The following is a 26,726-nucleotide window of genomic DNA, read 5'->3' on the forward strand; positions in this document are numbered from 1 at the left end:
GCCACCAACACATAAAGACATCTTTATATCTTTGATTGCGTTTCGTCCGCGGCGCTGCTATGGACCCGCCCGTCATTCAGGACCAGCAGTGGAGCACGCCCCGTGTCGAAGACCGATTACGTCGTCAAGGACATCGCCCTCGCGGATTACGGCCGCAAGGAAATCAACATGGCCCAGGACGAGATGCCGGGCCTGATGGCGATCCGCGCCGAGCACAAGGGCAAGTTCCCGCTCAAGGGCGCGCGCATCGCCGGCTGCCTGCACATGACGATCCAGACCGCCGTGCTGATCGAGACGCTGAAGGAACTCGGCGCCGATGTGCGCTGGTCGTCCTGCAACATCTTCTCGACCCAGGACCACGCCGCCGCCGCGATCGCGGCCAGCGGCACCCCGGTCTTCGCCATCAAGGGCGAGACGCTGGAGGAGTACTGGGAATACGTCCTCAAGACCGCGACCTGGGGCGACGGCGGCACGCCGAACATGATCCTCGACGATGGCGGCGACCTGACCATGCTGATCATCCTCGGCGCCGAGGCCGAGGCCGGCAAGGCCGAGTTTCTCGACAAGCCGGGCAACGAGGAGGAGACGATCTTCTTCGCGCTGATCAGGCGCGAGCTCAAGGCCAATCCGGGCTGGTTCACCAGGACCCGCGCCGCGATCAAGGGCGTCTCGGAAGAGACCACCACCGGCGTCCACCGCCTCTACGAACTGGCCAAGGCCGGCCGCATGCCGTTCCCGGCGATCAACGTCAACGACTCGGTCACCAAGTCGAAGTTCGACAACCTCTATGGCTGCCGCGAGTCGCTGGTCGACGCCGTGCGCCGCGGCACCGACGTCATGATGTCGGGCAAGGTCGCGGTCGTCGCCGGCTATGGCGACGTCGGCAAGGGCTCGGCCGCCTCGCTGCGCCAGGCCGGCTGCCGCGTCCTCGTCACCGAGATCGACCCGATCTGCGCGCTGCAGGCGGCGATGGAGGGCTACGAGGTCGTCACCATGGAGGACGCCGCTCCCCGTGCGGACATCTTCGTCACCGCCACCGGCAACCTCGACGTCATCACCGTCGACCACATGCGCGCGATGAAGCATCGCGCCATCGTCTGCAACATCGGCCACTTCGACTCCGAGATCCAGGTCGCCGGCCTGAAGAACTTCAAGTGGGACAACGTCAAGCCGCAGGTCGACGAGATCGAGTTCCCCGACGGCAAGCGCATCATCCTGCTCTCGGAAGGCCGCCTGGTGAACCTCGGCAACGCGACCGGGCATCCGTCTTTCGTGATGTCCTGCTCGTTCTCGAACCAGACGCTGGCCCAGATCGAGCTCTGGAACCACCACGCCAAATACGAGAACAAGGTCTACACCCTGCCCAAGCATCTCGACGAGAAGGTCGCGGCGCTGCATCTGGCCAAGGTCGGCGCCAAGCTGACCGTGCTCAACGACGCCCAGGCCAAGTATCTCGGCCTGGCTCCGACGGGCCCGTTCAAGCCCGAGCTCTACCGCTACTGACATCCGGCTCACGCCGCATCTGGATCCGGGCCCGGCGTCACGCCGGGCCCTTTTTTCTTTCGGCTATCCGGTGTTGCGCGTCTGGCACTACTAATAGTTGTTTTTCCGGCATTGCCGCCTAGCTGTTGAGGCACGCGCGATTGCATCGCAACAGCCGCGCAAAACCGCGATTCCATGATCGATTAAGCACTTCCTGACGGACTCCGGCGACGATTACAGTGGCGGTGATTCGGCTCCGGTCCGACGCCGCCGCCAGCGTCGCGCGCGGCTCTCGGAGGTTGCGTTGTAGCGGGCGTTCAAGTCGGCTGGCCTTCCTGCCTCACCCCTACGTTGATGGACTTCGAGGATGATGCGCGCGAGGCGACAGGAATCAGGCGGCCGCTCCCGGCTGGGACGCGGCCTGCTCGCGGGCCTCGCCGCGTCGCAGCCCCCGGTGGGCGCCTTCGCCCAGACGGAGGTCGCGGCCTCTCCCCTGCGCTGGGATCTGCTCGGCGCCGGCAGCCTGTCCATCGTGCTGGCGGGTCTCGCCGTCTTCGCCGCGACGACCTCGATCGTCTACATTCGCGAGCGTGCGCGCTGGCAGCGGCGCGAAACCGAGCTTGCGAGCGAACTGGAGGCGGCGCGCGGCCATCAGGACCGGCTCTCGGCCCTGCTCGCCTCGGACCCGCAGGTCGTGGTCAGCTGGAAAGGGCGCGACGCCGCGCCGGTCTTCGAGGGCGATTCGGGCTTCCTGGGCGCGCCCGGCGCGACGCTCGCGCTCGCCTATGGCGCCTGGGCGCCGCCAGCCGAGGCCAAGAAGCTCGAACTCGCGACCGATGCGCTCAAGGAGCGCGGCGAGGCTTTCGGCTTCACCCTGCGCGCCAAGTCCGGCGCCTTCATCGATGTCGAGGGCCGGCCCGTCGCCGGCCGCGCCGTCATCCGCCTGCGCGAGGTGACCGGCGAGCGCGCCCGGGCGCTGACGCTGCAAGGCGAGCTGGAGAGGCTCGCCTCGGACCATGAGGCGCTGTCTGGCCTCCTCGCCGGGCTGCCGCAGCCGGCCTGGACGCGCCGTCCCGACGGCCGCCTGAGCTGGGTCAACGCCGCCTATGCCAGGGCGGTCGAGGCTTCCGATCCCGAGTCCGCGGTCAAGGGCGGGCTCGAGCTGTTCGACCGCGGCGAGCGCGAGGCGGCCGCCGCCGCGCGCCGGGAGCGAAACGTCTTCACGGCGCGCGCCCCCGCCGTGGTCGCCGGCCAGCGCCGCACGCTCGACATGCTGGAGCTGCCGACGCCGTCGGGCTTCGCCGGGCTGGCGACCGATATGAGCGAACTCGAGGCCGTCCGCATCGACCTGCAGCGCCAGATGGACGCGCATGTCCGCACGCTCGACCGGCTCAAGACGGCGGTCGCGGTCTTCGACGCCTCGCAGCGGCTGGTCTACGCCAATACCGGCTTCGAGACGCTGTGGGCGCTGGATCCCGGCTTTCTCGCCGGCAAGCCGAGCGACGGCGAGATCCTCGACCGGCTGCGGGCCGAGCGCCGCCTGCCCGAACTCGGCGACTATCGCAGCTGGAAGGCCGGCGTGCAGGCGGCCTATACCAGCCCGCGCGCCCATGAGGACTGGTGGTATCTGCCCGATGGCCGCACCGTCCATGTCGTCGCCAGCCCCAACCCCCAGGGCGGCGTCACCTATCTCTTCGACGACGTCACCGAGCGCTTCACGCTGGAATCGCGTTTCAACGCGCTCTCCCGGACGCAGCGCGAGACGCTGGATTCGCTGCGCGAGGGCGTCGCCGTGTTCGGCTCGGACGGCAGGCTCAAGCTCTCGAACCCGGCCTTCGCCCAGGCCTGGCGGCTGCAGCCCGACCTCGCGACCTCCGCCCCGCATATCGACGAGGTGGTCAAGCTGTGCCGGCCCCTCTTCCCGCGGGACGAGGTCTGGAGAGAACTGCTCAGCACGGTCACCGGCGTGCGCGATGCGCGCGAGGACTATCGCTGCCGGATGGAGCGCCGCGACGGCTCGGTGCTCGACTGCGCCGCGGCCCCCCTGCCCGACGGCGCGACGCTGATCTCGTTTGCCGACGTCACCGCCTCGGTGAACGTCGAGCGGGCGCTGACAGAGAAGAACGAGGCGCTGGAGAAGGTCTCGCGGCTGCGCGAGGATTTCGTCCACCACGTCTCCTACGAACTGCGCTCGCCGCTGACCAACATCATCGGCTTCGCGCAGCTTCTCGGCACCGAGACGGTCGGCGCGCTGAACGAGAAGCAGCGCGACTACGCCTCGCATATCCTGAGCTCGTCAGGGGCGCTGCTCGCCATCATCAACGACATCCTCGACCTCGCCACCATCGACAACGGCGCCCTGGCGCTCGATCTGGCCGAGGTCGACGTCGCCGCGACGATCGCCGAGGCGGCTGCCGGCCTCAACGACCGGATGACGGAGAGCCGGCTGACGCTGCATGTCGACATCGCGCCGCAGACCGGGCCGCTGCGCGCCGACGGCAAGCGGCTGCGGCAGGTGCTGTTCAACCTGCTCTCCAACGCGATCGGGTTCTCGCAGCCCGGCCAGACGATCTCGGTCAGCGCCGGGCGGATCGGCCGCGACGTCCGCATCACCGTGGCCGATCAGGGCCGCGGCATCCCGCCCGAGGTCAAGGACAAGGTCTTCGACCGTTTCGAGAGCCATTCGCTGGGCTCGCGGCATCGCGGCGTCGGCCTCGGCCTCTCGATCGTGCGCTCCATCGTCGAACTGCATGGCGGCCGCGTCGAACTCGATTCCGAGCCGGGCCAGGGCACCCGCGTCACGGCCGTCTTCCCGGCGCAGGACGTTCCGATCTCGGACGCGGCCGAATGAACGAAGCTGGCGGCAAGCCGGGCGAGCATCGTCTCCTCTGGGACGATGAGGCGGCGACGGAGCGCTTCGCCGGCGATCTCGCGGCGATCCTGAAACCGGGCGACATCGTCGCGCTGTCGGGCCATCTCGGCGCCGGAAAATCGGCGCTGGCCCGCGCCATCCTGCGCGAACTCTCCGGCGACAGGACGCTGGAAGCCCCGAGCCCGACCTTCACCCTGGTCCAGGGCTACGACACCGCGCGCGGCCCGGTGCTCCACGCCGATCTCTACCGGCTGCGCAGCCCCGACGAGCTCGACGATATCGGGCTGGGCGAGGACCTCGACCGGCTGGTCACGCTGGTCGAATGGCCCGATCGCGCCGGCACGCGCCTGCCCGCCGGCCGCCGGCTCGACATCGTTCTGGAGGTCGATCCGGCCAATCCCGAGAGCGGGCGCATCGCCACCGTCTCGGGCGGCGTGCTCTGGCGCCCGCGCCTCGCCATCGCGATCGCGACGCGCCGCCTGCTCGACGAGGCCGGCTGGAGCGAGGCGCGTCGCGATTTCATGCAGGGCGACGCGTCCAGCCGCGCCTATGAGCGCCTGACGCATTCGGACGGCGCGACCGCCGTGCTGATGATCTCGCCGCCAAGGCCGGACGGTCCGGCGATCCGGCAGGGCAAGCCCTATTCCGCCATCGCCCATCTCGCCGAGACCATCGACGCCTTCGTCGCGATGGATCGCGGGCTGGGCTCGCTCGGCTATTCCGTGCCGACGATCCTGGCGCAGGACCTCTCGACCGGGCTGCTGCTGATCGAGGATCTCGGCAGCGACGGCGTCGTGCGCGACGGCGCGCCGATCCCCGAGCGCTACGAGGCGGCGGCCCGGCTGCTCGCCGACCTGCACCGCCACGTCCTGCCCACGATCCTGCCGGTCACGGAGGGGCGCGACCACGTCGTGCCCGATTACGATCGCGGCGCGCTGGCGATCGAGAGCGAATTGATCCTCGAATGGTATGCCCCCCATATCGCGGGCGTGACGCTGCCGGCGGTGACGCAGGCCGAGTTCGGCCGCATCTGGAACAGGCTCTTCGACGAGATCCTCGACGGTCCGGTCACCTGGACCCTGCGCGATGTCCACTCGCCCAACCTGCTCTGGCTGCAGGAACGCGAGGGCCTTGCCCGGCTCGGGCTGATCGATTTCCAGGATGCGGTGCTCGGCCACCCGGCCTATGATTTGGTCTCGCTCGGGCAGGATGCGCGCGTCGACGTGCCCGCCGCGCTCGAATTGCGCCTGCTCGCGGCCTATGGCGCGGCAAGGCGAAACGACGATCCCGATTTCGACCTCGCCGGCTTCGCCCGCGCTTATGCGATCCTCGGCGCGCAGCGCAACACCAAGATCGCCGGCATCTTCGCCCGCCTCGACAAGCGCGACGGCAAGCCGGCCTATCTGAGGCACCTGCCTCGCATCGAGGCCTATCTGCGCCGCAATCTCGAGCATCCGGCGCTGGAAGAATTGAAGGGTTGGTGCCAGGCCCATCTGCCGAAGCTGTTCGAGGGGGGTTGAGCTCGCCGTCATGCTCGTCCCTGTGGCGAGCATCCGCGTCTTGACCACGGCTCCTGACGCAGGAAGACGTGGATGGTCGGGACAAGCCCGACCATGACGGGTTAAGCATGGCGCAGGTTGATCCAGCTTCGGAGATTCGCGTGACGCCAGCCGCCTCGACGCCGATCCGCCGGGCCATGGTTCTGGCGGCGGGCCTGGGCCAGCGCATGCGCCCGATCACCGACACGCTGCCGAAGCCGCTCGTCGCGATCGGCGGCAAGCCGATGCTCGACCATGCGCTCGACCGGCTGGCCGAGGCCGGCGTCGAGGAGGCGGTCGTCAACGTGCATCATCTCGCCGAACGGATCGAGACGCATCTGGCCGCGCGCTCGCGGCCGCGCATCACGATCTCCGACGAGCGCGCGCAACTTCTGGAAACCGGCGGCGGCGTGAAGAAGGCCCTGCCGCTGCTCGGCTCCGAGCCGTTCTTCCACATCAATTCCGACTCGCTCTGGAGCGAGACCGGGCGGTCCAATATCGCCGCGATGGCGCAGGCCTGGAATCCGGCGACGATGGATCTGCTGCTGCTGCTCGCGCCGCGCGAGACCAGCATCGGCTTCGACGGCGCCGGCGATTTCTTTCGCGACGAGGCCGGCCGGCTGGCGCGGCGCGGCAAGGCTGAGAGCGCGCCCCAGGTCTATGCCGGCGTCGCCATCCTGAAGCCGGACCTCTTCACGCAGACGCCCGACGGCCCGTTCTCGCTCAACCTGCTGTTCGACCGCGCCATCGCCGCCGGCCGGCTGCATGGCGTCGTGCTCGAGGGCCAATGGCTGCATGTCGGCACGCCCGAGGCGATCGCGCCGGCGGAATCCGCCTTCGCCGCCGCGCAAGGGCTGCGCCGCGCCAAAGCCGGCCATGGCTGAGCTGAACCTCTTCACCATCCCGCCCGGTGCGCCGTTCCTCGACGTGCTGGCGCGGGCGATGCTGGCCGGCCGCTTCGGCCGGCTGGTCGATCCCGACGATCCGATGGCGCTGGCGCGGGCCACGATCTACCTGCCGACGCGGCGCGCCGCGCGCGCGCTCGTCGCCTGCCTGTCGGAGCAGCTCGGCGGCAAGCCTCTGCTGCTGCCGCGCATCGTGCCGCTCGGCGACGTCGACGAAACCGAGCCCGCGCTGATCGGGGCCGAGGCCTGGACGCATGGCGCGCTGATGCCGGTCGATCCGCTGGCGCGACGCATGCTGCTGACGCGGCTGGTCGATGCCTGGGGCCGCAGCGCCAACCGCCGCCATCTCAAGATCGATGCGTCCGAGCCCTCGCTGGCGCCGGCCACGCTCGCCGAGGCTTATGGGCTTGCGGGTGACCTCGCCGCCCTGCTCGACCAGATGCAGACCGAGGGTGTCGCGGTCGATCGGCTGGCGACGCTGGATGCGGCGCGCTTCGACGCGGTCTGGCAGCTCAACGCCGACTTTCTTGCCATTCTCGGCAAGAACTGGCCTGCCGTTCTCAAGGAGCGCGGCGAATGCGATCCCGCCTCCTTCCGCAACGCCATGCTGGCGGCGGAGCGCGAACGGCTGCTGGCGAATCCGCCCAAGGGGCCGATCATCGCGGCCGGCTCGACCGGCACCATCCCTGCCACGGCGCGATTGCTGGCCGCGATTGCCCGGCTGCCGGGGGGCGCGGTGGTGCTGCCGGGACTGGACCTCGCCTTGCCGGAACAGGCCTGGCGCGCCATCGCTGACGAGCCGGCGCCCTCCCATCCGCAGGCGGCTCTGCATCATCTTCTCGCCACGCTGCAGGCCGAGCGCGACGACGTCGTCAGCCTCGCCGAGCCCGACACTGGCCGCGCCGCCCGCACCGTGATGCTGCGCGAGGCGATGCTGCCGGCCTCCGTCACCGAACTCTGGGCGGGCCTCGCCGAGCGCCTGAGCGGGACCGAGGCCGACAGCGCCATGGCCGGTCTCCGCCTCGTCGAGGCCGCCGACGAGCGCGAGGAAGCGCTGACGGTGGCGCTCGCCCTGCGCGAGACGCTGGATGAGCCGGGCGCGCAGGCCGCGCTGGTGACGCCCGATCGCGGTTTGGCCGAGCGCGTCGCGGTCGAGCTCAAGCGCTGGGGCGTCGCCGTCGACGATTCCGCCGGCCTGCCGCTGGCGCGCTGGCCTGCCGGCTCGCTGCTGCGGCTGGCGCTCGAGGCGGCGCTGTCGGAGCTCGCGCCCGCCGCCCTGATCGACCTGCTCGCCCATCCGCTCTGCCGGCTCGGCCTGCCGCTCGAGCAGGTCAGGCAAGGGGCCTCGGCGCTGGAGATCGGAGCCTGGCGTGGCCGCGCCGTCCGTCCCGGCATGACGGGGCTGCGAGCGAGCCTCGCGGCACTGAAACCCGGTCCCGACGAGCGCCACGTACCGGGCCCACGAAAGCGCCTGAGCGCCAACGACGAGATCGCCGCGATCGCGCTGCTCGACGCGCTCGATGTCGCCATGACGCCGCTATGCGCGTCGCTGGCGGCCGAGCCGGTCGACCTGCCGGCCCTCGTAGCGGCCGCCCGCGCCGCCGTCGAGGCGCTGAGCCGGGCGAAAGGCGGTGCGGCTCTCGCCTTCGTCGGTCCCGATGGCGAGGCGTTGGCGGGGCTTTTCGACGACCTTGCGGGCGCCGGGGCCGAGATGCCCGAAGGCGTCCGCGCGACCGACGCGGTCGCGATCCTCGAAGGCCTGCTTGCCGAGCGTGTCGTCCGCCGTGCGAGCAGCAGCCATCCGCGCGTAAAGATCTGGGGGTTGCTGGAGGCGCGCCTGCTGGAGGCCGACCATGTCGTGCTCGGCGGATTGAACGAGACGGTCTGGCCGCCCGAGACCCGCACGGATTCGTTCCTCAACCGGCCGATGCGGGCCGAACTCGGCCTCTCCCCGCCGGAGCGACGCATCGGCCAGACCGCGCATGACTTCGTTCAGGCGCTGATGGCGCGCCATGTCACGCTGACGCGATCGCGCAAGGCCGGCGAGGCCGAGACCATCGCCTCGCGCTTCTGGCAGCGCCTGAAGGCGGTGACGCCGGAGCCCGTCTGGAAGCGATCGCTCGCCGACGGACAGCGGCTCTCCGCGCTGGCCGCGACGCTGAGTGCGCCCGCGCCGGTCAAGCCGATCGGACGGCCCGCGCCGCTGCCGCCACGCCGGCTGCAGCCGCTCTCGCTCAGCGTCACCGATGTCGAGACGCTCTATCGCGACCCCTATGTGATCCATGCCCGGAAGATTCTGAAGCTCGACGCGCTCGATCCGCTGGTCGAGGATCTGGGCGCCCAGGATCGCGGCGACCTGCTGCACGGGATCGTCGCCGAGTTCGCCATCGCCAACCCCGCGACGCTCCCGGTCGACGCGCTCGGCCAGCTCATCGCCATCGGTCACAGGCTGTTTGCGGAGCTCGACGACACGCCGGAGGTGAAGGCCTTCTGGTGGCCGCGCTTCCTTCTGACGGCCGATCATTTCATCGGCTGGGAGCGGCGGCGGCGGCCCGGCCTCGCCAAGGTCGCGGTCGAGCGCGGCACGGGCGCGAGCTTTCCGCTGCCGGACGGCGAGCAGTTGCGCCTGAGCGGCCGGGCCGACCGCATCGAGGTGACGCGCGAGGGACGGCTGAAGATCATCGACTTCAAGACCGGCGCGCCGCCGAGCAAGGCGCAGGTCGAGAAGGGCTTCGCGCCGCAACTGACGCTCGAAGCCGAACTCGCGGCCCGCGCCGGCTTTCATGATGTCGTCGGCCCGGCGCCGGTCGAGGCGGTGCTCTATCTCAAGCTCCACCACGATCCGAAGGGCTGGGCCAGGGACAAGCCGCTCGATTTCGGCGAGGAGACCTTGGCCGATGTCTCGGCGCGCCATCTCGAACGGCTGCTCCGGCACGTCGCGGCGCTGCGCGACGGCGGCGAGGCCTATCTCTCCCGCCGCGCGCCGGATTACATCAAATATGCCTCGCCTTACGACCGGCTCGCTCGCGTCAAGGAATGGGCCGCGGCCGGCGGCGACGCGGAGGACGAGGCGTGAAGCCGGGCTGGATCGTCCCCGAGCTGACGAAGCGGCGCCAGGCGAAGGCCTCGGGGCCGCGCCTCAGCGCCTGGGTCTCGGCCAATGCCGGATCGGGCAAGACCCATGTGCTGGTCAACCGGGTGCTGCGTCTCTTGCTCGACGGCGTCGCGCCCGGCCGGATGCTCTGCATCACCTACACCAAGGCGGCCGCCGCCAACATGGCGAACCGGCTGTTCCGCGAGCTTTCGGCCTGGGCGACGCTGCCCGAGGAGAAGCTGCGCAAGGCGCTGGCCGGGCTGACGGGCGCGCCGCCCTCGGCGACCGACCTCGCCTCGGCGCGCCGGCTCTTCGCGCAGGCGCTGGAGACGCCGGGAGGCCTGAAGATCGAGACCGTCCACGCCTTCTGTACCCGCGTGCTGCAGGCCGCGCCCTTCGAGGCGAACGTTCCGCCGCGCTTCGAGGTCGCCGACGATCTGGCGCAGACCGGAATGCTGCGCATCGCGCGCCGCGAGCTGTTGGCGCAGGTCGTGGCCGAGCCGGACGGCGAACTGGCGGCCGCGCTCGATCTGCTCGCCCGGCACGCGGCGCAGGACACCTTTGAGGTCATGATCCAGGAGGCGCTGCGCCAGCGTGCGCTGTTCAGCGATCCCCACGGCCGCGCCCGCGACGCCGCAAGAATGCGCGCCGGCATGGCGGCGTTTCTGGGCATCGCGCCGGAACTCACGGCGGACGCGGTGACGGCGGATTTCCGCCGCGATCTTGCGGGCCTCGCTGGGCTGGATGGGCTGATCGCCGCGCTCGACGCCGGCAGCCAGACGCGCCGGGCTTTTGCGACGACCCTGCGCAATCTGCTGGCCGGTCAGGACGACGGCGACCCGGTGGCGACCTGCCGCGGCGGCTTCATCACCGAGAAGGGCGCGGTCAACGCCAATATCCGGGGCACGAGGAGCTCGGTGCTGCCCGACGATCTGATGGCGGTGCTGGAGGATCTGGCCACAATCCTGCTGGCGGCGTCCGATCGTCTCGCCGCCATCGCGATCCGCGACCGCGGCCATGCGCTGGCGCTGCTGGTGACGCGGATGCTGGCCTCCTATCGACGCCAGAAGAGCCAGCGCTCGCTGCTCGACTATGACGATCTGATCGCCAAGACGCGCTCGCTGCTGTCGCGCGTCGAGGCCGCATGGGTGCTCTACAAGCTCGACGCCGGCATCGACCATATCCTGCTCGACGAGGCGCAGGACACCAGCGACGCGCAATGGGCGATCCTCGGCGCGCTCGCCGCCGAGTTCACCAGCACGCAAAAGCTGCTGGCGGCCAGCGGCCGCCCGCGCACGCTCTTCGTCGTCGGCGACGAGAAGCAGTCGATCTATGGCTTCCAGGGCGCGGCGCCTGCCGCCTTCGCCGAAGAGCGGCGACGGCTGGGAGCCGCCATCGAGGCGGCCGACGGCGATTTTGAGTCCGTCAGCCTCAACACCTCCTTCCGCTCGGCCCCCGACATCATGGCGGCGGTCGACGCCGTCTTCGCCGTCCCCGAGCATGCGCGCGGGCTGGTCTTCGACGGTGCGGCCACGCCGGAGCCGCACGACACGGTGCGCCGGGCCGATAGCGGTTGCGTCGACCTCTGGCCGGTCGCGGCCGATGATGCGCGCGAGCCGCCCGACGCCTGGACCGCGCCGGTCGACGCCACCGAAAGGCGCAGCGCCGTCGCCAAGCTCGCCGCCCGCATCGCCACGACCCTGGCGCGCTGGAATCGGGCCGGCCGCGACGATCGCGGCCATCCCTTCAAGCCCGGCGATGTGATGATCCTGCTGCGCAATCGCGGCGCGCTGTTCGAGCGGATCGTCAAGGCGCTGAAGGATGCCGGCGTGCCCGTCACCGGCCGCGACCGGCTCTCGCTGGCCGAGCATCCGGCGGTCGAGGATCTGGTCGCGCTCGGCCAGACGCTGCTGCTGCCCGAGGACGACCTGACGCTCGCGATCGCGCTGAAGACGCCGCTGATCGGGCTGAACGACGACGACCTGATGCGGCTCGCGCCGGAGCGCCGAGGCTCCTTGCGCGACGCGCTGCGTCAGGCCGGCGAGAGCGAGCCGCGTTACGCAGAGATCGAGCGCCGATTGACGGCGCTCGCTGGCGAAGCCGCGCGCTGCGGACCGTTCCGCTTCTTCGCCGACCTGCTCGGCCCGGGCGGCGGCCGCAATCTGGCGCTGGCGCGGCTCGGCGCGGAGGCCGGCGACGCGCTCGACGCCTTCCTCAATGCCGCGCTCGATCATGAGCGGCGCTACGGCCCCTCGCTCGCGGCATTTCTGCGCCATGTCGCCGGCACGGCGGCCGACGTGAAGCGCGACCTCTCGTCGAGCGCCGGCGAGGTCCGCGTCATGACCGTGCATGGCGCCAAGGGACTGGAGGCGAAGATCGTGATCTTGGCCGATCTCGGGCCGGAACCGAGCGCCAGGCGTCTGCCGAAGCTGCTCGTGGTCGAGCCGCCACGGGGTACGGCGGTGCCGCTCTGGACCCCGTCGGCGGCGGATGACGCCGCCGCGACCGCCGCCGCCAAGGCCGGCCTCGTCGCGCGGATGGTCGAGGAGCATCACCGGCTGCTCTATGTCGCGCTGACCCGGGCCGAGGACCGGCTGATCGTCTGCGGCGCGCAGGCCGGGGGCGAGGTTCCGGAAGGCTCCTGGTACGCCATGGTCGAGGCCGGCCTCAAGGCTTCGACGGCCGGCTTGCGGCCCGTTCCGGCGCCCGACGGCGACGGCGAGATCGGCCGCTTCATGGTCTCGCCGCCGGGGCAGGTCGAGGAGCCTGAAGCGCCGCCCATCCCGCCGGACGCAACACCGCCGGCCTGGCTTTACCGGCCCGCGCCCGGCGAAGCCGAGCCCGCCCCGCCGCTCAAACCCTCAAGCGCGCTGTCGGCCGCCGATGCCGAGGAGCGTCCTGCCGACGGGCCGTTCCTGGCCGAGGCCGCCGCCGCCGGCCGGCTCGCGCATCTCCTGCTGCAGGTGCTGCCGGAAGTTCCCCCCGGCCGCCGCGCCGATGTCGCCCGCTCGCTCGCGGAAGCGCGCGGCAGGGCGGTCGGCCCGGAGCGGCGGCGGCGCATCGCGGCGGATGCGCTGGCCTTGCTGGGCCAGCCCGCGCTCGCGAGGCTCTTCGCCGAGGGGTCGCTCGCGGAAGCGCCGCTGGCCGGGACGATCGTCCTGTCCGGCGGCGCCGCGCGCGCCGTCTCGGGCCGGATCGACCGCCTCGCCGTCTCTGGCGACGAGGTCCTTATCGCCGATTTCAAGACCGCCGCCCGCCCGCCGGCGAGCGCCGCCGGGATCCCGCCGGAGACGCTGGCCCAGCTCGCCGCCTATCGCGCGCTGGTCGGCGCGATCTATCCCGGCAGGACGGTGCGGCCGCTGGCGATCTATACCGCGACGCTGGCCTGCCTGGAGCCGGAGCCGGCGGCGCTGGATGCGGCGCTTGCAGCCATGGCGGGCTAGGGCATCGGCCCGAAAAGCGGCATGCGGTTTTCGGGAAAGCCGATGCCAAATCAAAGTGCCGCAGGCAGGGCGCGGCTGCGCGCCTTGACCCCGGCCATGCGCGTTCCTAGCTTCGGGCACGAAGGCGGCGCGTCCGCCAATCCATTGAAAGGCTACGGGTCATGGCGACGGGCAAGGTGACGGATGCGAGCTTCGAGGCCGACGTCCTCAAATCGGCCGAGCCGGTGGTGGTCGACTTCTGGGCCGAGTGGTGCGGTCCCTGCCGCATGATCGGCCCGGCGCTCGAGGAGATCGCCGGCGAGATGAACGGCAAGGTCAAGATCGTGAAGATGAATGTCGACGAGAACCAGGCGATCCCGGCCCAGTTCGGCATCCGCTCGATCCCGACGCTGATGCTGTTCAAGGACGGCAAGCTCGCCTCGCAGAAGGTCGGGGCCGCGCCCAAGAGCGACCTCTCGCGCTGGATCGCCGGCGCGGTCTGAGCGGTTCCTGCTCCGGAAAAAGCCCGCCCACCGCAAGGACGGCGGGCTTTTCGGCGTGAACGCGTTCAGCCCTTGCGCGAGTCGACGCTCCAGGGGCCGGCGCCGGCCGTGACGAGGTAGAGGAAGACGAAGCAGTAGAGGATCGCGGCATCGCCGCCATTCAGCAGCGGGTAGATGCTGCGCGGCGCGTGGAACATCCAGTAGGCGACCGCCATCTCGCCGGCGAGGACGAAGGCGACGGGCCGGGTCCACAGGCCGATCAGGATCAGCGCCCCGCCAAAAGTCTCCAGGATCGCGCCGAACCAGAACAGCGTGAACATCGCCGGCAGGCCGCTCTGCGGCGGCGCGGGGAAGCCGAACAGCTTCTGCGTCCCGTGCGCGATGAAGATGAGGGCGGTGACGATACGCAAAAGCGCAAGCGCCTGGGGCTGGTAACGCTGAAGCGAACTGAAGGCCTGCATTGAGCTCTCTTTCTGTGAAGGCGGCGGTTTCAGGAGCGAAACGGCGCTTGCTTGCGACGAATTCCAAGGACGTTTCCGCCGGAACATCGTTTTTGAACTCCTTCTCGATTTGATGACGGATCGTCGCGGGCGGCGCAACCGCCTCGCGAGATGACGCCGGTTTGCAGGATTGCAACATCTTCACGTTCTCGCGACGAACCTTGCCGTCCGCGGCCGGTGCAGACTTAACCGACCCTTAAAAGCGCCATGTTTCACTCCTGTCTGACGGATGAGCGAGGTGTCCGCTCGCGGGCGGCAATCGGACTTCAGACAGGGCAGGATGAACGACAGGTCGAGACGGACCGGGCGGCGCGAGCCGTCCTTCGAGCGGGCGCGGGCCGAGAGCCGCGACGACGGCGATTTTCGCCTGTCCGCCGATGACCGGCCGGGGCGCGGCTATCGTCAGCCCTCCCGTCAGGACGAGCGCCGCGATCCGCAGCGCCGCGACAGGCGCCGCGGCAGGGGTGGGCGCGGCCGCAAGGGCCGGTCCTTTCTCGGCGGGCTGTTCTACTGGACGATGGTGCTCGGGCTCTGGTGCGCGATCGGCCTGGGCGGGCTCGTCGCCTATCACGCCGCGCAACTGCCGCCGATCAACCAGCTCACGGTGCCCAAGCGCCCGCCAAACATCGCGATCCTCGCCGCCGACGGCACGCTCTTGGCCAATCGCGGCGAGACCGGCGGGCGCACCATAACGATCGGCGAGGTGCCGCCCTATCTGCCCAGGGCCTTCGTCGCGATCGAGGACCGGCGCTTCTACCAGCATTATGGCATCGACCCGGTCGGCCTGACCCGCGCCATGGTGAGCAACCTGCGCCGCCGCAGCGGCGTTCAGGGCGGCTCGACCCTGACCCAGCAGCTTGCCAAGAACCTGTTCCTGACCCAGGAACGCACCGCGGCGCGCAAGATCCAGGAGGCGATCCTGGCGCTCTGGCTGGAGCGGACCTACTCCAAGGACCAGATCCTCGAGCTCTATCTCAACCGCGTCTATTTCGGCTCGGGCGCCTATGGCGTCGAGGCCGCCGCGCAGCGCTATTTCAACAAATCGGCCCGCTCGGTCACGATCGCCGAAGCCGCCATGCTGGCGGGCCTCGTCCAGGCGCCCTCGCGCCTCGCGCCCAACCGCAATCCGGAAGCCGCGGAAAAACGCGCCCAGCTTGTCGTCGCCGCCATGGCCGAACAGGGCCTGATCTCTCAAGGTGCGGCCAAGGCCGCGCTGGTCGCGCCCGCCGAATCGGCCGAGCGCATCGGCGCGGGCTCGGTCAACTACGCCGCCGACTACGTCATGGACGTGCTCGACGATTTCATCGGCGCTGTCGATGGCGACGTCACCGTGCTGACGACGATCGATCCGAAACTTCAGGCGCTGGCCGAGACGACGCTGGTCGAGGCGCTGGCCGCGCAAGGGCCCAAGCAGGGCGTCGGCCAGGGCGCGGTCGTCTCGATGGCGCCCGACGGCGCGCTGCGCGCCCTCATCGGCGGGCGCGACTACACCAAGAGCCAGTTCAATCGCGCCACCGCCGCCAAGCGCCAGCCGGGCTCGGCCTTCAAGCCCTTCGTCTATCTCGCGGCGCTGGAGCAGGGCCTGACGCCGGACACGATCCGCGACGATTCGCTCGTCACCATCAAGGGCTGGACGCCGGAGAACAATTCCCGGACCTATCGCGGCCCGGTGACGCTGCAGACCGCCTTCGCCCATTCGCTCAACACGGTCGCGGTCAAGCTCAACCAGGAGGTGACGCCGCGCGAGAGCGTGCGCACCGCCCAGCGGCTCGGCATCTCGTCGGCGCTGCAGGCCAATCCCTCGCTGGCGCTCGGCACCTCGGAGGTGACCCCGATCGAGCTCACGACGGCCTACGCCACCTTCGCCAATGGCGGGCAGGGCGTGCTGCCCTATGTCATCCGCGAGGTGAAATCGACCGCCGGCAAGGTGGTCTACGCGCGCAAGGGCTCTGGCTTCGGCGCGGTCGTGCAGCCGCAGACGCTCTCGATGATGAACGCCATGTTCAACGAGGTCATGCTGAGCGGCACCGGCAGCAAGGTCAACATCCCCGGCTGGGAGGTCGGCGGCAAGTCGGGCACGACGCAGGATTTCCGGGACGCCTGGTTCGTCGGCTTCACGGCAAGGCTGGTCACCGCGGTCTGGCTCGGCAATGACGACAACAGTCAGATGAAGCGCGTCTTCGGCAGCGGCCTGCCGGCCGAGATCTGGGGCAAGTACATGAAGGCGGCCCATGTCGGCGCGCAACCCGCGCCGCTTCCAGGCGGGCTCTGGCGCAGCGGCCCGCGCTCGATCTTCGACAACGGCGCGCCGGTGGCGAGCGCGAGGCCGCCCGGCAACACGCAGACCGCCGACAGCGACCGCGCCTGGGTGCCCCCGCCGCCGCAGGAGAAGAATCTGCTGCAGCGGCTGTTCGGCGGGTAATTCAGGCTTTCGCGGCGCGGACCCGCCGCGAGCCGTGGAAGATCGCGAAGGCCGCGACGCCGATCGCCGCCATCACCAGCGGCATCGGCAGGGCGGACGCGCCCAGCAACCGGCCGACGAGCAGACCGACGCAGGCCGAGAGCAGCATCTGGCACAACCCGTTGAAGGAAGAAGCCGCGCCGGCGCGCTCCGGGAACGGCATCATCGCCGCAGCTTGAGCCTGCGGCATGGTCAGCCCGACGCCGCAGGCATAGAGCGCCATCGGCACGGTGACGCCGAGATGCCCGCCAAATCCGGTCGCGACGCAGGCCAGCATGACGAGCCCGCCGCCGGCGAGGCAGGCGACGCCGAGCGCGATGACGCCGTCCATGCCGCGCCGCCCGACCAGGCGCTGCGCGACGATCGTTCCGGCGATGAAGCCGAGCACGCCGAAACTGAAGGACAGGCCGTAGGCGACGGGCGAAAGCCCGTGGATGCCGATCAGCACGAAGGACGAGCCCGAGATGAAGGTGAAGAGCCCGGCATAGGCGAGCCCCGTCAGCGAGACATAGACGCGGAAGGCGCGGTTCCGCAGCAGCACGCCGAAGCCGCGGAAGATCGAGAGGAAGGAGAGCGGTTGCGGCGAGCGGGCGCGCAGGGTCTCGGGCATGACCGTGACGATGACGGCGACCAGCGCCAGCGCGAACAGGAGCGAGGCGAAGAAGGTGGAGCGCCAGCCGAATGCGTCCTGCAGAAAGCCGCCGAGCACCGGCGCGATCGCCGGCACCAGCCCCATGATCATGCCCATGCGGGCGAGCTCGCGTCCGGCGCGGGGCCCCTCGTGGAGATCGCGCACCATGGCGCGTCCGAGCACGATCGGCCCCGAGGCGCCGAAGGCCTGCAGGGCGCGGGCGGCGGTCAGCGCGCCGATCGAGGGCGCGAAGGCGCAGGCCAGCGTCGCCGCGGCGAACAGGCTCAAGCCCACCAGCAGCACCGGGCGGCGGCCGACGCGGTCGGAGACCGGACCCCAGACGATCTGGCCGCCGGCGAAGCCGAACAGGAAGACGGACAGCGTCGCCTGCGCGCCCGCGACATCGCTTTGCATGACGCGCGCGATCTCGGGCAGCGAAGGCAGATAGAAATCGGTCGAGAGCGGCCCGAGCGCCGTCAGCATGGCGAGGACGGCGGTCATCGCCAGCGTGTCGGGGCGTAGTTTCATCGAGGCGCGACTTCCAGAGGTTGTGCGCCTGAATAAGTCTGGCGAGACCGGCTGTCGAGGATCACCCGAATCCGTGCAGCCCCGCGCCGTTCCGCTTGAGCCAGGCCTCGGCTTCCTCCGTGCGCGGGCAGAGCCTGTGCGTCAGCGCCCAGAAGCGGTGCGAATGGTTCATCTCCTTGAGATGGGCGACCTCATGCGCCGCCAGGTAATCCAGCACCAGCGGCGGCGCGAGAATCAGCCGCCAGGAGAAGTTGAGGTGGCCCTTCGACGAGCACGAGCCCCAACGGCTGGTCGTGTCGCGGATGGTGATCTTGCGCGCGGAGAGGCCGAGCGTCGCGGTATGGCGCGCGACGGCCGCGTCCAGATCGGCCAGCGCCTGCCTGCGCAGGAAATCCTGGATGCGGCGCGGCACGTGCGCCGCCTCGCCCGCCACCGCGATGATCGCGGCGCCGTCGCGGTCGGTCGTGGCGTGGGTGACGCCGCGCACGCGCGACCAGTGCACGATCCGGTGCGGCTCGCCACGAAAGGGCACGGTCTGTCCGGGCTCGAACGGCACCGAAAGCGGCCGCTTGGCGACCCGCGCCGCGATCCAGCCGCCATGACGCTCGGCGAAGACGCGCCCCGCGCCGAAATCGGCGCGCTCGGGCAGCGTCAGGGTGATTTCGCCCGTCGCCTGCGAGACGCGCAACGTCATCCGCCGCGCCGCCGCGCGCCGCCTGACTAGAACGGGATAGAGCATCCCGGCATGGGGCACCTCGATCCGGTCCGGATCGGGCTGTCGCTTGAACAGGGAGAACCGCATCGGCCGCGATGGTGCCGGATTCGCGGGCGTCGCGGAAGGTCTCAGCTCGCGATCCTCAGCGCTTTGCGGGCGTCCGTGGCGCTTTCGTCGCGGCGGCTCTTCGCGGCCTCCATGTCGAGGCCGACCATGAAGTCGGCGATGCGCGGCGCGATCTCGGAACGGAAGCGCGAGCCGTTGAAGACGCCGTAGTGGCCGACGGCCTTCTGCATGTAATGCACGCGCCTGTCGGCCGGGATGTTGACGCAGAGGTCGTGCGCGGCCTGGGTCTGGCCGACGCCGGAGATGTCGTCGTTCTCGCCCTCGACCGTCATCAGCGCGACGCGCCGGATCGCGGTCAGGTCGACCGGCTTGTCGCGGTGCATCATCGTGCCTTTCGGCAGCGCGTGCTCGACGAACACGGTCTCGACGGTCTGGAGGTAGAACTCCGCCGTCAGGTCCATCACGGCGAGATATTCGTCGTAGAAGTCGCGATGCTTCTCGGCCGAATCGCCGTCGCCGCGGACGAGATGCTTGAACATGTCGTAATGGGCGGTGACGTGGCGATCGAGATTCATCGCCATGAAGCCCGAGAGCTGCAGGAAGCCGGGATAGACCTCGCGGAAGAAGCCCGGATGCGGGAACGGCACCTTGGTGATGCAGTTCGCCCGGAACCAGTCGATGCCGCGGTCCATGGCGAGCTTGTTGACCTCGGTCGGCGAGCGGCGCGTGTCGATCGGCCCGCCCATCAGCGTCATCGAGCGCGGCGCGCAGGTGTCGCGCTCGGCTTCCATGCGCGCGACCGCCGCGAGCACCGGCACCGAGGGCTGGCACACGGCCATGACATGGGCGTCGGGCCCGAGCGTCTGCAGCATGGCGATGACGTAGTCGATATAGTCGTCGAGATCGAAGCGGCCGGCGCTCATCGGCACGAGGCGCGCGTCGACCCAGTCGGTGATGTAGACCTCATGGCCGGGCAGGAAGGCCTCGACCGTGCCGCGCAGCAGCGTGGCGTAGTGGCCCGACATCGGCGCGACCAGCAGCACCTTGGGCTGCGGCTTGCGCCGCGTTTGCGTCTTGCGGTCGAAATAGACCAGCTTGCAGAAGGGCCGCTCCCAGACGACGCGCTCCTCCACGGCGACCTTGACGCCGTTGATCGTCGTCTCCGGCAGATCGAAGGCCGGCTTGCCGTAGCGCCGCGTGGTGCGCTCGAACAATTCGCAGGAGGCCGCCATGGTGCGCCCGAACGGGGTGTAGGTCAGCGGATTGGCCGGGTTCCTGAAGGCGAGCTGCACGGCGTCGGAAAAACCGCGCGCCGGCCCGACCATCATGTGAACGGCTTCATAGGCGTGATAGGCAAACGACATGGGCGCCCCATACATGCGATCACCGTCCTCGGCTCAACGCGTCACGATCGATGATGCGCTGCAGCACGGAACGCACCGTAGATCGTCTTTGTTCGCATTCAATCCGGCTAAAGACTAAGATTCCGCTGAGATGCCGATTTGCCACAGATTATTTGCCGTGAAAGCGTGCGGCCGCGGTCCGGGAGCCGCGTCATGACCGCGTTCGACAGGCTCGAGCCGATGGCCCGGCGTTCCGGCCGTCATCTGCGGCTCGATACGCTGGTCAGGCTGCGCTGGCTCGCCATCGCCGGCCAGAGCCTGGCCGTCGCCGGCGTGCATTTCGGGCTCGGCTTCTCGCTGCCCTTCGGCTGGTGCTTCGCGGTCATCGCCGTCTCGGCCTGGCTCAACATCGCGCTGCGCATCCGCTTCCCGATGAGCCATCGCCTGCGCGACGGCGCGGCCACGGCGCTGCTGGCCTTCGACATCATCCAGCTCGCCGCGCTGCTCTATCTCACCGGCGGGCTGCAGAATCCGTTCTCGATCCTGTTCCTCGCCCCGGTGATGATCTCGGCCACCGCCCTGCCGCCGCAGCGCACGCTGCTGCTCGGGATGCTCGCGATCGCGCTGGCGAGCGCGCTGAACTTCGCGCATCTGCCCTTGCCCTGGGCCGGCGAGCCTCGTCCCGTCCTGCCGGCCCACTACCAGATCGGAACCTGGATCTCGCTGGTGCTTGGGCTCGGCTTCACCGGCATCTATGCCTGGCGCGTCGCCAAGGAAGCGCGCGACCTGTCCGACGCGCTGACCGCGACCGAGCTCGTATTGGCGCGCGAGCAGCATCTCTCCCAGCTCGACGGCCTCGCCGCCGCCGCCGCCCATGAGCTCGGCACGCCGCTCGCGACCATCGCGCTCGTCGCCAAGGAGCTGTCTCGGCTCAGCCCGCCCGAGGGCGAGATGGCCGAGGACATCGCCCTGCTGCGCGAGCAGGTCGAGCGTTGCCGCGGCATCCTGAGCAAGCTCGCCTCGCTGCAGGACGACGACGCCGGCCCGCTCGACCAGCTCTCCCTGCGCCTGCTGATCGAGGAGGCGGCAGGGCCGCAGCGGCCCTTCGGCGTGCCCTTCGAGATCACGACGACGGGCGAGAAGCCGGAGCCCGTCTGCCGCCGTAATCCCGGCATGATCTACGGGCTCGGCAACATCGTCGACAACGCCGTCGATTTCGCGGCGTCGGGCGTCACGATCACGGCGCAATGGTCAGAGAGCCATGTCACGCTGATCATCGCCGATGACGGGCCGGGCTTTCCGCCGGACGTGCTGATGCGCGCCGGCGAGCCCTATCTGACGCGCGCCGCCAGCGAGGGCCGCGCCGGCGGCGGGCTGGGCCTGGGCCTGTTCATCGCCAAGACGCTGCTGGAGCGCAGCGGGGCCGCGATCGAGTTCTCCAACCTGCCGCTGCCCGCGAGCGGAGCCGCGATCCGGATCGTCTGGCCCAGATCAGTCTTCGAGGCCGATCTGCGCAGCCGGGGGGCTACAAAGCCGGAAGCGCCGGCACTACATGGGGTTAGCTGAATCAGAGCGAAGTCGGGGATGCGCGGGCGGCGCATCCGCGTTAGAATTCCGCGCGGCCGGCCCGGCGCAAGGAGTTTTCGATGCAAGATCTGCTGACCAAGCAAGAACGTCCAGGCGAGGCCGCGGCCGGGAATCCGGCGCCGTCGGATATGTCCCTGCTGCTGGTGGATGACGACAAGCCGTTTCTGACGCGACTGGCGCGCGCCATGGAGAGCCGCGGCTATGCCGTTCGCACCGCCGAAGGCGTCCAGGCCGGCATCGCCGAGGTCGAGGCGGCGGCGCCGGCCTTCGCGGTGATCGACCTGCGCCTCGCCGACGGCAACGGGCTCGATGTCATCGTCCGGCTGAAGGAACGCCGGCCCGACGCGCGCGGCATCGTGCTGACCGGCTACGGCAACATCGCCACCGCCGTCAGCGCCGTGAAGCTCGGCGCGTTCGACTTCCTCGCCAAGCCGGCCGACGCCGACGAGATCCATTCGGCGCTGGCCGCCGCGCGCGATTCGAGGCCGATGCCGCCGGAGAACCCGATGTCGGCAGACCGCGTCCGCTGGGAGCATATCCAGCGTGTCTATGAGCTCTGCAACCGCAACGTCTCGGAAACAGCGCGTCGGCTCGGCATGCATCGGCGCACCCTGCAGCGCATTCTGGCCAAGCGCGCCCCGCGCTAGGCGCTCGACCGATCGGGATCCTCGATCAGGGCCAGCCGCCCGGCCGCCAATTTCGCAAAGGCGATGGTCAGCGCCTTGCGCCGGGCTGGGCTCAGCGGATGGCGCGGCGGCTCGCGCAGCATGTCGCCACCCCAGGCATCGGCAACGATCAGCCCGACATCGTCGGGCAGGATCTCGCGCGGAAACTCCGGCGCGACGGCGAACAGGAAGCCGTCGCAATAGTCGCGGTAATCCGGCCATTTGCCGTCGATCCGGTAATCCTCGACGCCGGACTTCACCTCGATCACCAGCAGTTCGCCAGAAGGCGAGAGCGCCACGATGTCGCCGCGCCTGCCATTGGCGAAGCTCATCTCCTTGACGATGGCGTAGCCGCGCGCCCGCAGATGCCGGCCGGCGCCGCGGCAAACGGCGCGGGTGATGTCGGGTCGCGTCGATGGCGGGTTGAGGCGTGAATCGGCGAGCATGCGTGCATGTTCTCTCTTTGTCCGAGGTCGCGCAACCTCGTAGCGAAGTCCGGCGTCGACAATCGTCAGGACCTCACCTAGGCATGCGCGCCTCGCCGATGGTGCCCCCGCCTTGCAACCACTTCTCGCGCCCCTGCTGATAGCGTCCGTCGCCGCCTTGGCCGCGGCCCTGCTCTGCGTCGTGCTGCGCCCGCTGCTGGTGCGCTACGCCATGGCGCGGCCGAGCGCGCGCTCCAGCCATCGCGTGCCGACGCCGCAGGGCGGCGGCATCGCCGTGCTGGCGGCCGCGATCCTGGCGCTCGGGCTCGCGGTGCTGTTCGCGCCCGTGCCGGCCGATGCCCGCGACGGCCTGCTGCTGGTGCTCGGCGCGGCCGTCCTGCTCGCCATCGTCGGAGCCTGGGACGACATCCGGCCGCTGTCGCCCGGCGTCCGGCTCGGCCTTCAGGCGCTCTGCGTCGGCCTCGTGCTGTTTTACGCGGCGCCCGGCCTGCGCCTCTTTCCCGAGGTTCTGCCGCTCGCCGTCGAGCGCGGGCTCGCGCTGCTGGCAGGCCTCTGGTTCGTCAATCTCGTCAACTTCATGGACGGCATCGACTGGATCACGGTCGCCGGCATCGTGCCGCCGAGCGGCGCTCTGGCGCTGGCCGGCGCGGCCGGCGTCCTCGACCCGACGACGGGCTGGCTCGCGGCGGCGCTCTGCGGCGGGCTGCTCGGCTTCGCGCCCTTCAACAGGCCGACGGCGCGGCTCTTCCTCGGCGATGTCGGCTCGCTGCCGATCGGGCTTCTGACGGCCTGGCTGCTCTACCGGCTGGCCGGAACCGGCGCACTCGCGGCGGCGCTGCTGCTGCCGCTCTATCATGTCGCGGATTCGACCATCACGCTGCTGCGCCGGCTGGCGCGCGGGGAAAAGGTCTGGGAGGCGCATCGCAGCCATTTCTATCAGCAGGCCACGGTCAACGGCCATGGCGTGATGGAGATCGTGGCGCTGGTCGCGCTGCTGAATGTCGGACTGATCGGGCTGGCGGGCCTGAGCCTGCGCTTCACAGCGCCTTGGATGCAGGTCGCCTGCCTCTCCGCCGGCCTGCTGCTGACCGCGCTGCTGCTCCGGCGCTTCGCGACGAGGCGCGCGAGCCTTGGCTGATCCGCTCGTCCTCGTCACCGGAGCCGGCGGCTTCATCGGGCCGCATCTCGTCGCCGGCCTGCTGGCGGCCGGCTATCGCGTCCGCGTCGCGCAGCGCCGGGCTTCCTCGCCGCCGACCGGCGTGGAGGCGGTCGTCGCCGGCGATCTCGCCGAGCCGGTCGACTGGAGCGCGGCGCTCGCCGGCGTCGACCATGTCGTGCATCTCGCCGGCCTCGCCCATGCCGGGCCGGGCCTGCCGGAGGCGCTCTACCAGCGCATCAACACGCAAGCGACGCTGGAGCTCGCGCAGGCCGCGCAAGCGGCCGGGGTCGCGCGCTTCGTCTACCTGTCCTCGATCAAGGCCCAGACCGGCGCAACGGCTGGGCCACCCGTGACCGAGGCCGATCCGCCGCTGCCCGATCAGGCCTATGGCCGCTCGAAGCTCGCGGCCGAGCAGGGATTGGCCGGGCTCGATCTCGACTGGGTCGCCTTGCGGCCGGTGCTGGTCTACGGACCGGGCGTCAAGGCCAACATGGCGGCGCTGCTGAAACTGGCGAAGTTGCCCATGCCGCTGCCGTTCGGCGCGCTGACCGCGCCGCGCTCGCTGCTGGCGGTCGAGAACCTGGTCGAGGCGATCCTGTTTTCGCTGACGCCGTCGTGCCCGGCCCGGCGCGCCTACGTCGTCGCCGACCCCGAACCGATCGGCGTGGCCGGCATCGTCGCGGCCCTGCGCCAGGGGTTGGGCCGCCCTCCCGGCCTGATCGCCGTGCCGCCGGTCGTGCTGCGCGCGACGGCCGCGCTCGCCGGACAGTCGCGGCGCTTCGATCTGCTCGCCGGCGGGCCGGTCGCGCGGCCGGAGGCCCTGCTCAGGGCTGGCTGGCGGCCACGGGTCGAGACGCCGGCTGCGCTGGCGCGTCTTGCGGCGTCTGCTGGCGGAACTTGAAGTCCGGGATCGCCTCGCCGAGCACGGCTTCCGCCATGCCGCGGTCGTCGGCCTTCACGGCGGCGTCGAGCCGGGCGAGCCAGCCCTGCATGCGCGGCCGGCCGGCGAAGATCGGCTTGGCGGCCATCACGCCGTCGAGCCCGGTCTCGGCCATGGGCTCGTCGCGCGCGAACAGGATCTCGTTCAGGCGCTCGCCGGGCCTGACGCCGGAGACGACGATCTCGATGTCGAGGCCGGGCTCGTAGCCGGCGAGCCGGATCATCCGCTCGGCCAGGTCCATGATCCTGACCGGCTGGCCCATCTTGAGGACGTAGACGGCGGCGCGCTCGGCGTCGGGTTCGTCGGCGCGGGCGTGCGAGGCCGCCGTCAGGACGAGGTCGCAGGCCTCGCGGATCGTCATGAAATAGCGGATCATGTCGGGGCTGGTCACGGTCACAGGCCCGCCGCGCTCGATCTGCGCCTTGAACTTCGGCACCACCGAGCCGGCCGAGCCGAGCACATTGCCGAAGCGCACCGCGACCAGCCGCATGCCCGATGCCGCCGCGACGAATTCGGCGTCGCGGGATTGCGCGTACATCTCGGCGAAGCGCTTGGTCGCGCCGAGCATCGAGACCGGCTCGATCGCCTTGTCGGTCGAGATCATCACGAAGATCCTGGCGTTGGCCGCGATCGCCGCGTCGGTGACGTTCACCGAGCCGACGATGTTGGTCTTGATGCCCTCGGCCCAGTCGGCCTCCAAATAAGGCACGTGCTTCAGGGCGGCGGCGTGGATGACGATGTCGGGCGAGAACGCCGTGAAGAGCTGCGTGATCCGGGCCCGGTCGCGCACATCGGCGAGCGCGCCCGAGACCTTGGCGTCATGCTCGTGGATCGAGAGCTCCTCGGTGATCTTGAACAGGGCCGGTTCCGAACTCTCGACGACGAGAAGTTCGCTCGCCCCGAAGACGGCGCAGCGCAGGCAGATCTCGGAGCCGATCGAGCCGCCGCCGCCGGTGACGATGACGCGCTTGCCTCTCAGGAAATGGCCGAGCCGCTCGCGGTCGATCCTGACGGAGGGGCGCACCAGCAGATCCTCGATCTCGAGCGGCGCGATCTCGGTGTCGCGCACGCCCTCGCCGAGCGTATCGACGCGCGAGATCGGCAAAGCGAGCTTGCGCGTGCGCGCCAGCCAGAGTTCCGGCCGGGCCTCCGGCGTCAGCGCGCTCGGCGTCGCGACGATGCGGCGGAAATCCTCTCCGCGCGCGGCGGCGTCCTGCACGATCGTCTCGATCTCGCCGAGCAGGCCGAGCACCGGCACGCCGCGGATCGACTGGCGCAGATCGTCCTGGCGCGGCGACAGGATGCCGGCCGGGCGCATCTTGCGCATCGCGCCGGCCTCCATGGCGCGGATCACCATCTCGACCTCGACGCCGCGTCCCAGGACCAGGGCGGGCAATGTCGCTTCGCGCACGGCGAGGTGGCGCGTGCGCGAGAACTTGAAATAGCGATAGGCCAGGCGCGGGCCGCCAAGCAGCGCGATCTGCAGCATCCAGTAGAGCGCGATCGAGATCTTGCCGAAATAGAAGGCGCCGTAGAAGGTCGGCGAGACCAGAACGTAATCGACCACCAGCAGGCTCAGCGACAGCACCGTCACCGCCCTGACGATGTTGGACAGGTCCGGCAGCGAGGCGAAGCGCCATTTCGAGCGGTAGAGCGAGAAGAACCAGTAGACGATGCCGGCATAGGAGACGAAGGCCGGCAGGAACTGCGGCAGGTAGCGCATATGCTGCGTCAGCTGCCAGCCTTCGAAGCGGATCACGAAGACGAGCCAGATCGCCAACGCAGTCATCACGAGATCGTGGACGACGACGGCGAGCTTCTTGACGTCCTGCTTGGAGATCCGGGCCATGGCAGGCGGGGTATCCCGCC

General features: G+C 70.2%; 18 protein-coding genes. 12 read left to right on the forward strand and 6 right to left on the reverse strand.

Annotation, left to right across the window (positions count from 1 at the left end; all coding sequences use genetic code 11):
• The first annotated feature begins 102 nt into the window (after window positions 1-102).
• From ahcY to trxA, 7 genes are all read left to right on the forward strand, one after another.
• A complete protein-coding gene (ahcY, locus tag AC1RRW_RS13675; protein ID WP_492901302.1) occupies window positions 103-1,503 on the forward strand; it encodes an adenosylhomocysteinase in 1,401 nt (466 codons plus the stop codon).
• A gap of 346 nt (window positions 1,504-1,849) precedes the next feature.
• Window positions 1,850-4,333, forward strand: a complete 2,484-nt coding sequence (locus AC1RRW_RS13680) for a sensor histidine kinase (protein ID WP_492901303.1) — start codon at window positions 1,850-1,852, stop codon at window positions 4,331-4,333.
• Complete coding sequence (tsaE, locus tag AC1RRW_RS13685; protein WP_492901304.1) at window positions 4,330-5,874, forward strand: tRNA (adenosine(37)-N6)-threonylcarbamoyltransferase complex ATPase subunit type 1 TsaE; 1,545 nt, start codon at window positions 4,330-4,332, stop codon at window positions 5,872-5,874. Before AC1RRW_RS13680 ends, tsaE begins: the two co-directional genes overlap by 4 nt.
• A gap of 107 nt (window positions 5,875-5,981) precedes the next feature.
• Window positions 5,982-6,776 (forward strand): nucleotidyltransferase family protein, encoded by a 795-nt coding sequence (locus AC1RRW_RS13690; RefSeq protein WP_492901305.1) that lies wholly within the window; start codon window positions 5,982-5,984, stop codon window positions 6,774-6,776.
• The gene (gene addB / locus AC1RRW_RS13695) at window positions 6,769-9,873 is read left to right on the forward strand and encodes a double-strand break repair protein AddB (protein WP_492901306.1); all 3,105 of its coding nucleotides are present in this window, start codon (window positions 6,769-6,771) and stop codon (window positions 9,871-9,873) included. The genes AC1RRW_RS13690 and addB overlap by 8 nt, the downstream gene beginning before the upstream one ends.
• Window positions 9,870-13,334 carry a double-strand break repair helicase AddA gene (gene addA, locus AC1RRW_RS13700; RefSeq protein WP_492901307.1) on the forward strand — a complete coding sequence of 1,155 codons (3,465 nt, stop codon included), beginning with the start codon at window positions 9,870-9,872 and terminating at the stop codon, window positions 13,332-13,334. Before addB ends, addA begins: the two co-directional genes overlap by 4 nt.
• A gap of 161 nt (window positions 13,335-13,495) precedes the next feature.
• Window positions 13,496-13,816, forward strand: a complete 321-nt coding sequence (gene trxA / locus AC1RRW_RS13705; RefSeq protein WP_492901308.1) for a thioredoxin — start codon at window positions 13,496-13,498, stop codon at window positions 13,814-13,816.
• Window positions 13,817-13,881: 65 nt separating this feature from the next.
• Here the strand turns inward: trxA and AC1RRW_RS13710 are convergent, their stop codons facing one another.
• Window positions 13,882-14,277, reverse strand: coding sequence for a DoxX family protein (locus AC1RRW_RS13710; protein ID WP_492901309.1), 396 nt, complete (start codon window positions 14,275-14,277; stop codon window positions 13,882-13,884).
• A gap of 319 nt (window positions 14,278-14,596) precedes the next feature.
• On the opposite strand from AC1RRW_RS13710, the gene AC1RRW_RS13715 reads away from it, so the two are divergent.
• Complete coding sequence (locus AC1RRW_RS13715; protein ID WP_492901310.1) at window positions 14,597-16,738, forward strand: transglycosylase domain-containing protein; 2,142 nt, start codon at window positions 14,597-14,599, stop codon at window positions 16,736-16,738.
• Window position 16,739: 1 nt separating this feature from the next.
• Here the strand turns inward: AC1RRW_RS13715 and AC1RRW_RS13720 are convergent, their stop codons facing one another.
• The 3 genes from AC1RRW_RS13720 to AC1RRW_RS13730 all read right to left on the reverse strand — a co-directional run bounded on the left by AC1RRW_RS13720 (window position 16,740) and on the right by AC1RRW_RS13730 (window position 20,081).
• On the reverse strand, window positions 16,740-17,936 hold the full coding sequence (locus tag AC1RRW_RS13720; RefSeq protein ID WP_492901311.1) for a multidrug effflux MFS transporter: 1,197 nt from the start codon (window positions 17,934-17,936) through the stop codon (window positions 16,740-16,742).
• A gap of 61 nt (window positions 17,937-17,997) precedes the next feature.
• A complete protein-coding gene (locus AC1RRW_RS13725) occupies window positions 17,998-18,738 on the reverse strand; it encodes a M48 family metallopeptidase (protein WP_492901312.1) in 741 nt (246 codons plus the stop codon).
• 41 nt (window positions 18,739-18,779) lie between these two features.
• Entirely contained in the window at window positions 18,780-20,081 is a 1,302-nt protein-coding gene (locus tag AC1RRW_RS13730; protein ID WP_492901313.1) for a polyhydroxyalkanoate depolymerase, read from the reverse strand.
• Between the two features lie 192 nt (window positions 20,082-20,273).
• Here AC1RRW_RS13730 and AC1RRW_RS13735 point away from each other — a divergent pair, with 192 nt between their 5' ends.
• On the forward strand, window positions 20,274-21,626 hold the full coding sequence (locus AC1RRW_RS13735; RefSeq protein ID WP_492901314.1) for an ActS/PrrB/RegB family redox-sensitive histidine kinase: 1,353 nt from the start codon (window positions 20,274-20,276) through the stop codon (window positions 21,624-21,626).
• 80 nt (window positions 21,627-21,706) lie between these two features.
• Complete coding sequence (locus AC1RRW_RS13740) at window positions 21,707-22,294, forward strand: ActR/PrrA/RegA family redox response regulator transcription factor (protein WP_492901315.1); 588 nt, start codon at window positions 21,707-21,709, stop codon at window positions 22,292-22,294.
• Here AC1RRW_RS13740 and AC1RRW_RS13745 read toward each other — a convergent pair.
• On the reverse strand, window positions 22,291-22,758 hold the full coding sequence (locus AC1RRW_RS13745) for an MmcB family DNA repair protein (protein ID WP_492901316.1): 468 nt from the start codon (window positions 22,756-22,758) through the stop codon (window positions 22,291-22,293). The two genes, AC1RRW_RS13740 and AC1RRW_RS13745, sit on opposite strands and share 4 nt — an antisense overlap.
• Before the next feature lie 112 nt (window positions 22,759-22,870).
• On the opposite strand from AC1RRW_RS13745, the gene AC1RRW_RS13750 reads away from it, so the two are divergent.
• Entirely contained in the window at window positions 22,871-23,896 is a 1,026-nt protein-coding gene (locus AC1RRW_RS13750; protein WP_492901317.1) for an MraY family glycosyltransferase, read from the forward strand.
• Window positions 23,889-24,818, forward strand: a complete 930-nt coding sequence (locus tag AC1RRW_RS13755) for an NAD-dependent epimerase/dehydratase family protein (protein WP_492901318.1) — start codon at window positions 23,889-23,891, stop codon at window positions 24,816-24,818. The genes AC1RRW_RS13750 and AC1RRW_RS13755 overlap by 8 nt, the downstream gene beginning before the upstream one ends.
• On the opposite strand, the gene AC1RRW_RS13760 is transcribed toward AC1RRW_RS13755, so the two are convergent.
• Window positions 24,742-26,697, reverse strand: a complete 1,956-nt coding sequence (locus AC1RRW_RS13760; protein WP_492901367.1) for an SDR family NAD(P)-dependent oxidoreductase — start codon at window positions 26,695-26,697, stop codon at window positions 24,742-24,744. The genes AC1RRW_RS13755 and AC1RRW_RS13760 overlap by 77 nt on opposite strands.
• Window positions 26,698-26,726 lie beyond the last annotated feature (29 nt).

The organism is Allobosea sp. GW821-FHT12C12 (assembly GCF_058807355.1).

Coding starts and splice junctions, on each gene's coding strand:
- AC1RRW_RS13720 (WP_492901311.1), bottom strand. CDS start 17,936: ATGAAACTACGCCCCGACACGCTGGCGATGACCGCCGTCCTCGCCATG.
- AC1RRW_RS13745 (WP_492901316.1), bottom strand. CDS start 22,758: ATGCTCGCCGATTCACGCCTCAACCCGCCATCGACGCGACCCGACATC.
- AC1RRW_RS13680 (WP_492901303.1), top strand. CDS start 1,850: ATGATGCGCGCGAGGCGACAGGAATCAGGCGGCCGCTCCCGGCTGGGA.
- AC1RRW_RS13725 (WP_492901312.1), bottom strand. CDS start 18,738: ATGCGGTTCTCCCTGTTCAAGCGACAGCCCGATCCGGACCGGATCGAG.
- AC1RRW_RS13735 (WP_492901314.1), top strand. CDS start 20,274: ATGACCGCGTTCGACAGGCTCGAGCCGATGGCCCGGCGTTCCGGCCGT.
- AC1RRW_RS13690 (WP_492901305.1), top strand. CDS start 5,982: ATGGCGCAGGTTGATCCAGCTTCGGAGATTCGCGTGACGCCAGCCGCC.
- AC1RRW_RS13730 (WP_492901313.1), bottom strand. CDS start 20,081: ATGTCGTTTGCCTATCACGCCTATGAAGCCGTTCACATGATGGTCGGG.
- AC1RRW_RS13715 (WP_492901310.1), top strand. CDS start 14,597: ATGAACGACAGGTCGAGACGGACCGGGCGGCGCGAGCCGTCCTTCGAG.
- AC1RRW_RS13710 (WP_492901309.1), bottom strand. CDS start 14,277: ATGCAGGCCTTCAGTTCGCTTCAGCGTTACCAGCCCCAGGCGCTTGCG.
- AC1RRW_RS13740 (WP_492901315.1), top strand. CDS start 21,707: ATGCAAGATCTGCTGACCAAGCAAGAACGTCCAGGCGAGGCCGCGGCC.
- trxA (WP_492901308.1), top strand. CDS start 13,496: ATGGCGACGGGCAAGGTGACGGATGCGAGCTTCGAGGCCGACGTCCTC.
- addB (WP_492901306.1), top strand. CDS start 6,769: ATGGCTGAGCTGAACCTCTTCACCATCCCGCCCGGTGCGCCGTTCCTC.
- tsaE (WP_492901304.1), top strand. CDS start 4,330: ATGAACGAAGCTGGCGGCAAGCCGGGCGAGCATCGTCTCCTCTGGGAC.